The sequence below is a fragment of the Saccharothrix carnea genome (genome assembly GCF_003014735.1).
In the GTDB taxonomy this organism is placed as follows: Bacteria; Actinomycetota; Actinomycetes; order Mycobacteriales; family Pseudonocardiaceae; genus Actinosynnema; species Actinosynnema carneum.
In genome coordinates this window covers 12993-25344 of sequence record NZ_PYAX01000012.1, presented here as the reverse complement: position 1 = coordinate 25344, position 12352 = coordinate 12993, and the positions used below count along the sequence as shown (strand labels likewise).

At 71.8% G+C, this 12352-nt stretch carries 9 protein-coding genes; 1 reads left to right on the top strand and 8 read right to left on the bottom strand.

Features of this window, described 5'->3' with window-relative positions; genetic code table 11:
- Window positions 1-163 precede the first annotated feature (163 nt).
- Entirely contained in the window at window positions 164-931 is a 768-nt protein-coding gene (gene fabI, locus B0I31_RS29875; RefSeq protein WP_106618737.1) for an enoyl-ACP reductase FabI, read from the bottom strand.
- A gap of 58 nt (window positions 932-989) precedes the next feature.
- Window positions 990-1694 carry a beta-ketoacyl-ACP reductase gene (gene fabG / locus B0I31_RS29870; RefSeq protein ID WP_073886649.1) on the bottom strand — a complete coding sequence of 235 codons (705 nt, stop codon included), beginning with the start codon at window positions 1692-1694 and terminating at the stop codon, window positions 990-992.
- An 89-nt stretch (window positions 1695-1783) separates the two neighbouring features.
- On the opposite strand from fabG, the gene B0I31_RS29865 reads away from it, so the two are divergent.
- Window positions 1784-4426 (top strand): FAD-binding and (Fe-S)-binding domain-containing protein, encoded by a 2643-nt coding sequence (locus tag B0I31_RS29865; RefSeq protein WP_106618736.1) that lies wholly within the window; start codon window positions 1784-1786, stop codon window positions 4424-4426.
- A 120-nt stretch (window positions 4427-4546) separates the two neighbouring features.
- On the opposite strand, the gene cutA is transcribed toward B0I31_RS29865, so the two are convergent.
- Genes cutA through B0I31_RS29835 form a run of 6 tightly spaced genes read right to left on the bottom strand, consistent with a single transcriptional unit; the run spans window position 4547 to window position 12333 of the window.
- Entirely contained in the window at window positions 4547-4873 is a 327-nt protein-coding gene (gene cutA, locus B0I31_RS29860) for a divalent-cation tolerance protein CutA (protein ID WP_106618735.1), read from the bottom strand.
- On the bottom strand, window positions 4870-6828 hold the full coding sequence (locus tag B0I31_RS29855) for a beta-galactosidase (protein ID WP_106618734.1): 1959 nt from the start codon (window positions 6826-6828) through the stop codon (window positions 4870-4872). The genes cutA and B0I31_RS29855 overlap by 4 nt, the downstream gene beginning before the upstream one ends.
- The gene (locus tag B0I31_RS29850; RefSeq protein ID WP_106618733.1) at window positions 6825-7769 is read right to left on the bottom strand and encodes a carbohydrate ABC transporter permease; all 945 of its coding nucleotides are present in this window, start codon (window positions 7767-7769) and stop codon (window positions 6825-6827) included. The genes B0I31_RS29855 and B0I31_RS29850 overlap by 4 nt, the downstream gene beginning before the upstream one ends.
- The gene (locus B0I31_RS29845) at window positions 7766-8740 is read right to left on the bottom strand and encodes an ABC transporter permease (RefSeq protein ID WP_106618732.1); all 975 of its coding nucleotides are present in this window, start codon (window positions 8738-8740) and stop codon (window positions 7766-7768) included. The genes B0I31_RS29850 and B0I31_RS29845 overlap by 4 nt, the downstream gene beginning before the upstream one ends.
- Entirely contained in the window at window positions 8727-10346 is a 1620-nt protein-coding gene (locus tag B0I31_RS29840; protein WP_106618731.1) for an extracellular solute-binding protein, read from the bottom strand. Before B0I31_RS29840 ends, B0I31_RS29845 begins: the two co-directional genes overlap by 14 nt.
- 25 nt (window positions 10347-10371) lie before the next feature.
- The gene (locus tag B0I31_RS29835; RefSeq protein ID WP_106618730.1) at window positions 10372-12333 is read right to left on the bottom strand and encodes a glycoside hydrolase family 31 protein; all 1962 of its coding nucleotides are present in this window, start codon (window positions 12331-12333) and stop codon (window positions 10372-10374) included.
- Between the last annotated feature and the right edge of the window lie 19 nt (window positions 12334-12352).

Sequence of the window (12352 nt, the reverse complement as noted above, 5' to 3'; positions counted from 1 at the left end):
GGCAGGCCAAAGCCGGGCAGGCCCGGCGGATGAAGCGCCCGCCAAGCCTGCCCGGCTTCGACCAGCCTAAAGCACCCGAACCCCAGGTAAAATCGGCGCGAGTCGGCTACCCAGGGCAAGGGTGCGAGTCGGCTGCCGGAGGCGAAGGGCGCGAGTCGGGCGGTTACAGGCCCAGGAAGTGCACGCCGCCGTCGACGAACACCATGGAGCCGGTCGTGGCCGGGAACCAGTCGGACAGCAGTCCGCACACCGACTTGGCGACCGGCTCGGGGTCGTCCACGTTCCAGCCCAGCGGGGCCTTCTCGCCCCACATGGCCTCCAGCTGGGCGAAGCCCGGGATGGACTTGGCGGCCATCGTGCGCACCGGGCCGGCCGAGACCAGGTTGACCCGGATGCCCTGCGGACCCAGGTCGCGGGCCAGGTAGCGGTTGATCGCCTCGAACGCGGCCTTGGCCGGGCCCATCCAGTTGTAGGCGGGCCAGGCTTGGCGGGCGTCGAAGTCGAGGCCGACCACCGACGAGCCGGGGCCCATCAGCGGCAGGGTGGCCTTGACCAGTGCCTTGTAGGAGTAGGCCGAGACGTGCATGGCGGTGGACACGTCTTCCCACGGCGCGTCCATGAACGGCGCGCCCAGGCACGACGGCGGTGCGTAGCCGATCGCGTGCACCACGCCGTCCAGGCCGTCCACGTGCTCGCGCACCCGGTCGGCCAGCGTGTCCAGGTGCTCCTGGTTCTGCACGTCGAGCTCGACCAGCGGCGCAGGCTGCGGCAGGCGCTTGGCGATCCGCTCCACGAGGCTCATCCGGCCGAAGCCGGTGAGCACGACCTGGGCGCCCTGCTCCTGCGCGACCTTGGCCACGTGGAAGGCGATCGACGCGTCGGTGATCACGCCGGTGACCAGCAGCCGCTTGCCTTCGAGCAGTCCCGTCACTGAAACCCGTCCTCCGAGATGTTGTGCTTGGTAGTGGCTTGGCCCAGTGGTGCGCGGTTCAGTGGCCCATGCCGAGGCCGCCGTCCACCGGCAGCACCGCGCCGGTGATGTACGCGGCGGCGTCGGAGGCCAGGAACGTGACGGCGGCGGCGATCTCGTCGGTCGTGCCGTAGCGACCGGACGGCACCTGGGCGAGGATCTGCTTCTTGCGGTCCTCGGGCAGCGCGTCGGTCATGTCCGTGGTGATGAACCCGGGCGCGACGACGTTCGCGGTGATGTTGCGGGTGCCGAGTTCGCGGGCGATCGACCGGGCCACGCCGACCAGGCCCGCCTTGCTGGCGGCGTAGTTGACCTGGCCCGCGCCGCCCAGGTGGCCGACGACGGACGAGATGAACACGATGCGGCCGTAGCGCTTGCGCAGCATGCCCTTGGACGCGCGCTGGGCGACCCGGAACGCGCCGGTCAGGTTGGCGTCGAGGACGCGGGAGAACTGGTCGTCGGTCATCCTCAGCAGCAGGGTGTCGTCGGTGATGCCCGCGTTGGCCACGACCACCTCGACCGGCCCGTGCGCGGCCTCGACCTCGGCGAACGCCGCGTCGACCTCGGCGGAACTGGTCACGTCGCACTTGACGCCGAGCAGGCCCTCGGGCGCGCCGGACCCGCGGTGCGTCACCGCGACCTTGTCGCCCTGCGCGGCGAACGCCCGCGCGATCGCCAGGCCGATGCCCCGGTTGCCGCCGGTGACCAGAACGGACCTCGACACGCTTGCTCCCATCGCTGCTGGTTGATGCGGGCGAGGCTATCTCCTACCTCCGAGTACGCCACCACTGGCCGGGGGTGGATCACAATCGGGTGGTGACCGGATTCGTCGAACGACTCAGGGCCGCGGTGGACGGCGACGTGCTCGCCGGGCCCGGCGACCGCGCGCTGTACTCCGTCGACGCGTCGAACTACCGCCACGTGCCCGAGGTCGTGGTGCGGCCCCGGTCGGTGGACGGGGTGGTCGCGGCGGTCGCGGTGGCGGTCGAGCACGGCGTGCCGGTCACCAACCGGGGCGCGGGCACGTCGATCGCGGGCAACTCGGCGGGTTCGGGGCTGGTGATCGACTTCTCCCGGTACCTCGACCGGGTGATCTCGGTGGACCCGGTCGAGCGGGTCGCGGTGGTGCAGCCCGGGGTGGTGCTGGACCGGCTCAACGACGCCGCACGGCCGCACGGGCTGGTGTTCGGGCCCGACCCGTCCACCCACTCCCGGTGCACGCTCGGCGGCATGATCGGCAACGACGCGTGCGGCGCGCACTCCGTTGCCTGGGGCAAGACCAGCGACAACGTGCACGCGCTCGACGTGCTGCTGGCCGACGGCCGCCGGTTCGACACCCGCACTCCCCCGCCGCTGGACCTGCCCGAGGTGGACCCGGCGTGGTTCCCGGCGCTGGACCGGCGGGTGTCGGGCTACCGGTTGGACGCGCTGCCGGACCTGACCAGGGCGTTGGTGGGCTCGGAGGGCACGTGCGCGACCGTGCTCGGTGCGACCGTGCGGCTGGTGGAGGCGCCGCCGCGCCGGGTGCTGGCGGTGCTCGGCTTCGAGGGCCCGTACGACGCCGCCGACCTGGCGCCGCACCTGCGCGAGCTGGACGTGCTCACGATCGAGGGCCTGAACGCCGAGCTGGTCCGGGCGGCGGGCGACTCGTGGCGGTTGCTGCCCCGCGGCCGGAGCTGGCTGTTCGTGGAGACGGCGGAGGACTCCGTCGCGCACCAGGCCGCCGCGCTCGCACCGCACTCGGTGGTGGTGACCGATCCGGCACGACAGCGCGCGCTGTGGCGGGTGCGTGAGGACGGCGCGGGGCTGGCTACCCGGATGCCGGACGGCGGCGAGGCGTGGTCGGGGTGGGAGGACGCGGCCGTGCCGCCCGAGCGGCTGGGCGCCTACCTGCGGGAGTTCGACGCGCTGCTGGCCGGGCACGGCAGGCGTGGCATCACCTACGGGCACTACGGCGAGGGTTGCCTGCACGTCCGGATCGACTTCGACTTCCGGCGCGGGCACCGGTCGTTCCTCCACGACGCGGCGGACCTGGTGGTCGCGCACGGCGGGTCGCTGTCGGGCGAGCACGGCGACGGGCAGGCGCGGTCGGAGCTGCTGCCGCGGATGTACCCGCCGGCCGCGATCGAGGCGTTCGGGCGGTTCAAGGCGGCGTTCGACCCGGACAACCGGATGAACCCCGGCCGGATCGTCGCGCCCCTCAAGCTGGACGCCGACCTGCGCGTGCTGGTCGCGCCACCGGTGATCCCGACGCGGGCCACGCTCGCGCTGCACGCGGACGGCGGTGACCTGGCGGCGGCGACGCGGCGGTGCGTGGGCGTGGGCAAGTGCCTGAACACGTCCGGCGGGGTGATGTGCCCGAGCTACCGGGTGACGAAGGAGGAGAAGCACTCCACGCGCGGCCGGGCGCGGCTGCTGTTCGAGATGCTGGGCGGGCAGGTGGTGCGCGGCGGGTGGCGGTCGGAGGAGGTCCGGGAGGCGCTGGACCTGTGCCTGGGCTGCAAGGGCTGCAAGCGGGACTGCCCGGTGGACGTGGACATGGCCACCTACAAGGCGGAGTTCCTGCACCACCACTACCGGGGACGGGTGCGGCCGGCGGCGCACTACTCGATGGGGTGGCTGCCGCTGTGGCTGCGGCTGAAGCTGGTGAACGGGCTCACCGCGCGGTTGGGGCGGTTCGCCGGCGTGGCGCCGCAACGGCCGCTGCCGACGCCGGTGCGGTCCTTCCAGTCGCGGTTCACCCCGGCCGGCGGCGGTGAGCGGGTGCTGCTGTTCCCGGACACGTTCACCAACCACTTCGAGCCGGGTATCGGGTTCGACGCGGCGGCGGTGCTCGGGCACGTCGGCCAGGGGGTGGAGGTGCCGAAGTCGGCGGTGTGCTGCGGGTTGACGTGGTTCTCCACCGGTCAGCTCGGCGTGGCGCGGCGGGTGGTCCGGCGCACGGCCCGGGTGCTGCGGCCGTGGACGCGGGACGGCGTGCCGGTGGTGGGGCTGGAGCCCAGCTGCACGGCGTTCCTCCGGTCGGACGCGCTGGAGGTCGCGGGTGACGACCCGGACGTGGTGCGGCTGGCCGACTCGGTGCGCACGTTCGCCGAGCACGTGTCGCCGCTGGTCGAGCCGGTGGCGGGCGGTGGGCGGGCGGTCGTGCAGCCGCACTGCCACCAGTACGCGGAGATCGGGCTGGACGCCGACCGGGAGCTGCTGGCCAAGACCGGGGTTGGCGCGTCGGTGCTGGAGGGGTGCTGCGGGCTGGCGGGCAACTTCGGGTTCGAGCGCGGGCACTACGAGGTGTCGATGGCGGTCGGCGAGCAGGCGCTGTTCCCGGCCGTGCGGTCGGCGGACGGCGACACGGCGGTCGTCGCGGACGGCTTCAGCTGCCGCACGCAGGTCCGCCACGGCTCGGCCGCCGAACCCGTGCACACCGCCACCCTGGTCCGACGGCGCCTGGGCTTGTGAGCCCGCCGGTCGGAGGCTGTCGGCCGTTCGTCACCATCGGCCTGTACCTGCTCGCGCCGGTGGTCAAGCGGGAGTTGGAGGCGGTCCGCGGGGCGCGGACCGCCACCCGCCGGGCACCGCTCACGCGGGCCGGGTCTCGTCGGTCAGCCAGGCCAGGTAGTCAAGGTTGCCGCCGAGCACCGGCAGGGCCAGCACCTCGGGCACGTCGTAGGTGTGCCGCGCCTTGACGAACTCGGTCAGCTCGTCCACCCGGTCGTAGGCGGTCTTGATCCACAGCTGCCACTCGCGGTCGTCGTGCACCTCGCCACCCCACCGGTAGACGCTCCGGATCGGGCTGCTGACCTGCACGCACGCGGCCAGCCGTGCCTCGACGATCGCCTTCGCCAGGGTGCCGGCCGCGTCCTCGCTGTCGGTGGTGGTGATGACCACGACGTGGTTGTCGCTCATCCACCGGAGGGTAGCGGCGGCGCCAGGGCCGCGACGCCGTACTTCCCCAGCGTCACGGAGTCGGTGACGGTGGCGCCGGTGAGCAGGTCGACGTGCGTGCCCGGCACGTCCAGCCGCACGTCGGCGACGCCGTGGTTGACCAGGAACAGCACGTCGCCCCGGCGCACCGCCTCCACCCCGCGCGGTGGGTCGAGCACGGGTTCGACCCCGGCCTCCGCCACCACCCGGGCGAGCAGCCGCCTCATCACCCCGGCGGACGGCCGGGTGCCCACGTACCAGGCCGTACCGTCGCCGTACTCGTTGCGCAGCACCACGGGCACGCCGTCGACCAGCGACGCGACCACCTCCGCTCCCTCGGCACGCAGGTCGTCGTACCAGAAGTCGGCGGTGAACCCGCCCAACGACTCGGACGTGCACGTCAGCACCTCGTCCGGCCCGAGCGGCACCATCTCCTCGATGCGCAGCCCCAGCACTTCCCGGAACGGCGCCGGGTAGCCGCCGAGGTGCACCCGGTCGTGCTCGTCCACGACACCGGAGAAGAAGCCCATGACCAGCGTGCCGCCACCGGCCACGAAGGACACCAACGGCTGCGCGTCACGCACCAGGTACAGGTTCGGCACCACCACGAGCCGGTACGCCGACAGGTCGGCCGAGGGGTGCGCGAAGTCCACCGTCACGCCGAGGTCGAACAGCGGCTCGTAGAAGTCGCGCAGCCGCGTGAGCAGGTCGAAGTCACCGGACGGGTGCCCGTCCAGCTGCGCGGCCCACCAGCTCTCCCAGTCCAGCACCACGGCCACCGACGCGGTGACCGGCGCGCCCGCCACCGGCGCCAGCGCCCGCAGGTCCGCGCCGAGGGCGACGACCTCGCGGAACACCCGGCTGTCCGGACCGGCGTGCGGCAGCATCCCCGAGTGGAACTTCTCCGCGCCGCCGCGCGAGGCACGCCACTGGAAGAAGCACACCGCGTCCGCGCCACGGGCCACCGCCTGCACGGACTGCGCGCGCAGCTGGCCCGCGGGCTTCGGCGGGTTGCGTCGGCGCCAGTTCACCGCGCTCGCCGCCTGCTCCATGAGCACCCACGGCCCGCCCGCCAGCGACCGCATCAGGTCGAAGCTCAACGCGCTCATCACGTGCCCGGTCGGGTCGAACGGGTCGGCGTACCAGTCGTGCGACACGACGTCCTCGTGCCGGGCGAGCTCCCAGTAGTCCACGGGCGCTTGCAGGCCGATGAAGTTCGTGGTCACCGGCACGTCCGGCGTGAACCGCCGCAGCACGTCCCGCTCGGCCATGAAGCACGCCAGCAACGCGTCCGAGCAGAACCGGGCGAAGTCCAGCCGCTGGCCCGGGTTGATCAGGTACGGCGCCCGGCGCGGCGGGATCACCTCGTCCCACTCGCCGTAGCGCTGACTCCAGAACGTGGTGTGCCAGGCGGTGTTCAGCTCGTCCAGCGAGCCGTACCGGTCCCGCAGCCACGACCGGAAGTGCCCCGCCGTCACGTCGCAGTGGCACACCTGGCCCAGCTCGTTGCCCACGTGCCACAACTTCAGCGCCGGGTGGTCGGCGTACCGCCGCGCCAACGCCTCCACCAGCGCCAACGCGTGCTCCCGGTACACCGGGGAGGACGGGCAGAACTGGTTGCGCGAGCCGTAACCGAGGCGGTGGCCGTCGAAGTCCACCGGCAGCGTCTCCGGGTGCCGGTGCCCGAGCCACGGCGGCGGCGAGGCGGTCGGCGTGGCCAGGAAGACGTCGATGCCGCCCGCGTGCAGCAGGTCGAGCACCCGGTCCAGCCAGCCGAAGTCCCGCTCGCCCGGCCGCGGCTCGATGCGGGCCCACGAGAACACGCCGACCGTCACGGTGTTCACGCCCGCCCGGCGCATCAGCTCGACGTCCTGCGCCCACACCTCCTCGGGCCACTGCTCCGGGTTGTAGTCGCCGCCGTAGCGCAGGCCGGTCATCCCTTGATCGCCCCCACGATCACTCCCTTGGTGAAGTGCTTCTGCACGAACGGGTACACCACGAGCACCGGGATCACCGCGAGCACGATCACCGCCATCTTGATCGCGAGCGTGGCCACCACACCGCCCGTACCGGTCAGCGTGGAGTCGACCGCACTCGCGCCCGGGATCGACTGGCCCTGCAGCACGTAGGTGCGCAGCACCAGCTGCAACGGCCACTTGTCGTTGGAGTTGAGGTAGAGGAAGGCGTTGAAGAACGCGTTCCAGTAGCCCACCCCGTAGAACAGCGCAATGACCGCCGTGACGCCCTTGGACAGCGGCAGCACGATCCGGGTCAGCACGCCGAACTCGCTCGCGCCGTCGATGCGCGCGCTGTCGATGACCTCCTGCGGCAGGTTCATGAAGAACGACCGCAGCACCACCAGGTTGAACGCCGCCACCGCGCCCGGCAGGACCAGCGCCGCGTAGGTGTCCAGCAGCCCCAGCGAGTTGACCAGCAGGTAGGTCGGGATCAGTCCGGGGCCGAACAGGAACGTCAGCAGCACCATGAACAGCAGCGGCCGGTGCAGGAACGACCCGGGACGCGACAGCCCGTAGGCGGCCAGCAGCGTCACCACCGTGCTGAACAGCGTGCCGACGACCGTGACGCCGGTGCTCACCAGCACCGACCGGGTCACCACGCTGCCGGAGAGCAGTTCGGCGTACGCGCCGAGGCTGAACCCGTCCGGCACGATCACCAGGCCACCCGCCCGGGTGATGGCATCGGCCGTCGAGAAGCTGGTGACCACCACCACCCACAGCGGGAACAGCACGGCGAGCAGCACCAGCCCGACCAGCACGCCCTTGGCGGTCTGGCCGATCCGGGTGGGCTGCTCGTCCCACACCGGTCGCCCGCCCCGGCGCCGCGGGTCGCGGCGGGTGGAACCGACTGCCGTCGTCATCGCGAGTACACCCCCTGCTCGCCCACCATGTGCGCCACCCGGTTCGCCGCCAGCACCAGCAGCAACCCGATCAGGCCCTTGATCAGGCCCGCCGCGGCGGCGTAGGAGAAGTCGGCGTTCACCACGCCGGTGAAGTACACGTAGGTGTCCAGCACCTCCGCCGCTTCCTGGCCGACCGCGTCGCGTTGCAGCAGGAACTGCTCGAAACCGACCGTCAGCGCCTCACCGAGGCGCAGGATGAGCAGCAGCACGATCACCGGGACCAGCGCGGGCAGCGTCACGTGCCACATCCGCCGCCACCGATTCGCGCCGTCCACCGCCGCGGCCTCGTACAGCGAGGTGTCGATGGTGGCCAGGGCCGCCAGGAACACGATCGCGCCCCAGCCCGCGTCCTTCCACACCGACTGCGACGTCACCAGGGCGATGAACAGGTCCGGGTTGGTCATCACGTCGAACGTCGCCACGCCGTTGGCGCGCAGCACCTGGTTGAGCACGCCCGCGCCGCCCAGCATCTGCTGGAACAGCGTGATCACCAGCACCCACGAGAAGAAGTGCGGCAGGTAGACCACGCTCTGCACGAACATCCGCAGCCGCGGGCTCATCAGGCTGTGCACCAGCAGCGCCAGCCCGATCGGGATCGGGAAGTAGAACACCAGCTGGAACGCGGTGATGACCAGCGTGTTGGCGGTGGCGGACCAGAACTCCGGGTCCTCCATGATCCGGGCGAAGTTCGACAGGCCCACCCACGGGCTGTAGACCATGCCCACGAACGGCGAGTAGTCCTGGAACGCCACCACGTTGCCCAGCAGCGGCACGTAGTGGAACACGGTGAGCAGCCCGATGGCGGGCGCCACCATGACCAGCAGCACCCAGTCCCGCTTCAGCCTGCGGCGCCACCCCGCACGCCGGCCGGCGGCTGCCGGCGTGCGGGGCTGGACGGGCGGTCGTTCCAACAGGTCAGCGCCCGGCATCGGAGAGGGCCTTGTCGTAGAACTCGCGCAGCTTGTCGCCGCCCGCCTTGCGCCACTCCTCGGCGAGCTGGTCCACCTCGGACACCGGGCGGCGCCCGCGCAGGATGTCGGCCGTGCGGTCCTCGAACTCCTTGGGCAGCTTGGTGTACTCCGCGGGCTCCTCGATGCGCAGGCCGAACGTGGGCGGGCGCACCTGGTGCTGGTAGGCGTCGGCGAACCAGGCGTGCTTGGCCTTGACGAAGTCCGGGTACTGGGCGTCGATGATGGCCTCCGGCGCCCGGGACATGAACCCGTAGGTGAGGGTGACCTCCTTGCGGCCCAGCTCGTTCAGGCCGGGTGCGCCGTCGGCGTCGCGGGCGCTGTGCTTGCCCTCGACGCCGTAGTTGACCAGGAAGTGCTCGGTGGTGCCGACCGGGGCGGCGACGAAGTTCGCCAGCCGCAGCAGCTCCTTGATCCGGTCGGCCGAGAGGTCCTTGCGGAACAGGGTGACCATCGCGGTCGGCGCGGAGACGATGTACCGGGGCTTGCCGCCGTCGTGCGCGAACAGCGGCATGGCCTCCAGCCCGAACGACGGGTTGCTCGGCCGCTGCCGCCGCATCGCCTCGCCCCAGAAGCCCATGCCGGCCAGGTGGATCAGCATCTGGCCGCCCTCGAACAGCTCGTTGATGCCGGTGTTGCTGCCCGCCACGATGTTCGGGTGCACGAATCCCGCCTCGAACAGCGAGCGGGTGAACTTGACGGCTTCCCGGTAGGCCTCGGTCTCGAGCTTGTTCACGACCTTGCCGGACGAGTCGCGGCTCCAGTCGCCGGGGTCGCCGAAGACCCGGACCATCGACCGGAACACGTCACCGAGCGCCCACCGGTTGGCGCCCGGGTCGTTGATCTTCTTGCACAGCTGGAAGAACTCGTCGGTGTTCTTCGGCGCCTGCCCGCCGAGCCGTTCCACGAGGTCGCGCCGGTACATGATCGTCTCGGGGAACATCTCGCCCTGGAACGGCACGCCGTACAGCCGGCCGCCGTAGACGCAGGCGTGCCACGACTCGGACGGGATGTTGGCCAGCAGCGGGTACTCCTTGACCTTGTCGCCGCTGAGGAGGTCGGTCAGGTCCGCGAACACCTGGCCCACGCCCTCGCTGAACCGCGGCGGGATGGTGAAGGTCGGCATCACGGTGATCTCGGGCACCTGCTTGGCCGCCACCATCGCGCCGAGCTTGGCCTGGTAGTCCTGGCCCTGCACCTGCTCGAACTTGACCGTGCCGCCGATGCGCCGGTTGACCGCCTCCCAGTAGGAGTTCTCCCCCAGGCCGGGCGGCAGCGGCCAGAACGCGGGGGTCATCGCGGTGACCTCACCGCCGTTGAGAACCTTGTCCTTCACGGCGTCGACCAGGTCGGTGGGGAACTTCAGGTAACCGGCCAGCGAGCCGTTCACGCCCGGCAGGTCCGGCTTGGCGTACTCCACCGGGACGTAGGACGGCAGCACCTTGGCCAGCGCGTCCTCGCCCAGCGCGGAACCGGTGTGCTGCGCGGCCGGACCGCCGCAACCCACCAGCAGGGTGCCGCCGGCCGCCGCCGTGAAGGTCAGGAAGCCTCTGCGGTTGAGAATCATCGGAAGAACGCCCCTTTGTGTCGGATCAGGGAAGTTGTGCGCCTTCGCGCACGAAGAGGGGGATGCGGTCGAGCGGTGCGTCGACCCAGAGCGTCTGGCCGCCCTCGTGGAGCACGCCGGTCGCGCGGTCGGTCCACCGCGCGCCCGCCGGGAGGAGCACCTCGCGTGATCGCCGACCGAGCCGGTAGACCGGGGCGACGAGGAGGTCGGGGCCGAGCAGGAACTGGTCGTCAACCGCCCACGCGGCCTCGTCGTCCGGGAAGTCCACGAACAACGGGCGCATGGGCGGCAGGCCGGTCTCGGAGGCCACCCGCATCTGCGCCACCACGTACGGCCGCAGCGATTCGCGCAGCCGCAGGGCGGCGGTGATGTGCCCGTACGCTTCCTCGCCGTACGACCACACCTCGTTGGGGCCACCGGTCATGGCCGGGCTGAACGGCGTCGCCGGTTCGCGGTAGCCGTGCAGGCGGAACAACGGGCACAGCGCGCCGTACTGGAACCAGCGCACGACCAGCTCGCGGTACTCGGGCGAGTCCGGGTCGCCGCCGTGGAAGCCGCCGATGTCGGTGGTCCACCACGGGATGCCGGACAGCGCCACGTTCAACCCGGCCCGGACCTGCGCGGCCAGGGACTCGAAGGTGGCCGGGATGTCACCGGACCACAGCGCCGCGCCGTAGCGCTGGCTGCCCGCCCACGCCGAGCGGTTCAGCGTGATGATCTCGGTCTCGCCCTCCGCCCGCATGCCGTCGTGGAACGCCTTGGCGTTGTGCAGGGGGTAGGCGTTGAGGACTTCCTGACCCGGTCCGGCGTGGGTGCGCAGGTTCGCCGGCGTGCCGGGCTTGAGCTCCGGCTCGCACGCGTCCAGCCACCACACCCGCACGCCGTGGTCGTAGTAGTTGCGCTTGACCTGGTCCCAGACGAACGCGCGGGCCTCCGGGTCGAACGGATCGTAGAACGACACGCCGACCTCGCCGGCCACGCCCTTGTCCGGCCAGTCCGCGTGCACCGGCGGACCGGCCTCGGACGCCAGCAGCAGGCCCCGGTCGGTCATCTCCCGGTACAGCGGCGACAGCGGGCTGACCGAGGGCCACACCGAGACCATGAGCTTGACGCCCATCTCCGCCAGCTCGCGCACGGCCGCCGCCGGGTCCGGCCACTCGGCCGGGTCGAACCGCCACTCGCCGAGGTGGGTCCAGTGGAAGAAGTCCACCACGATCACCGACAGCGGCAGGCCACGGTCGCGGTGCTCGCGGGCCACCGCCAGCAGTTCCTCCTGCGAGCGGTAGCGCAGCTTGCTCTGCCAGAAACCGGCCGCCCACTCCGGGAACGGCGGCGCGTGGCCGGTCACGTCCGCGTACCGGCGCAGCACGTCGGCGGGCTCGCCCGCGGTGAACCAGTAGTCGACCTGACGCGCGCTGTCGGACACCCAACGCGTCCCCGTGACGCCCAGCTCCACCCGCCCGACCGCGGGTGTGTTCCACAGCAGCCCGTAGCCGCGGCTGGAGACCAGGAACGGGATGGTGACCTCGGAGTTGCGCTGCACCAGCTCGACCACCGCACCCTTCTGGTCGAGCAGGCCGTGCTGGTGCTGCCCGAGGCCGAAGAGGCGTTCACCGTCGTAGGCGCGGAAGTTCTGCGCGATCCGGTGGTAGCCGTTGCCGGTGGCGGTGAACTGCCGCGCGCCCGGCCACCAGAAGTGGATCCGCTCCTCGGCCAGCAGCTCGGACCCCGTGTCCGCGCGGACGAACCGGAGCAGCCCGTCGCCCAGCTCGACCCGCAGCGTGCCGTTGACCAGCACGGCGTGGTCCTCGCCGACCTCGACGTCGACCTCGGCCGCGGGCCGGTGCTCCAGCGCGCCGGGCACGTCGTCGCGGACACCGTGCAGACCGACCCGCACCCGGACCGCGTCCGGGCCCCACGCCTCGACGCGCACCACCTGGTGGCCGTCGCGCCAGTCGAAGCCGCCGGTGATCCCACGCGTACCCATCGGTGTCCCTCCGTGGTGA

Bases quoted from the DNA above. Each gene is read 5' to 3' on its own strand.
- cutA (WP_106618735.1), bottom strand. From the start codon at position 4,873: ATGAGCGACAACCACGTCGTGGTCATCACCACCACCGACAGCGAGGAC.
- B0I31_RS29855 (WP_106618734.1), bottom strand. From the start codon at position 6,828: ATGACCGGCCTGCGCTACGGCGGCGACTACAACCCGGAGCAGTGGCCC.
- B0I31_RS29850 (WP_106618733.1), bottom strand. From the start codon at position 7,769: ATGACGACGGCAGTCGGTTCCACCCGCCGCGACCCGCGGCGCCGGGGC.
- B0I31_RS29845 (WP_106618732.1), bottom strand. From the start codon at position 8,740: ATGCCGGGCGCTGACCTGTTGGAACGACCGCCCGTCCAGCCCCGCACG.
- B0I31_RS29840 (WP_106618731.1), bottom strand. From the start codon at position 10,346: ATGATTCTCAACCGCAGAGGCTTCCTGACCTTCACGGCGGCGGCCGGC.
- B0I31_RS29835 (WP_106618730.1), bottom strand. From the start codon at position 12,333: ATGGGTACGCGTGGGATCACCGGCGGCTTCGACTGGCGCGACGGCCAC.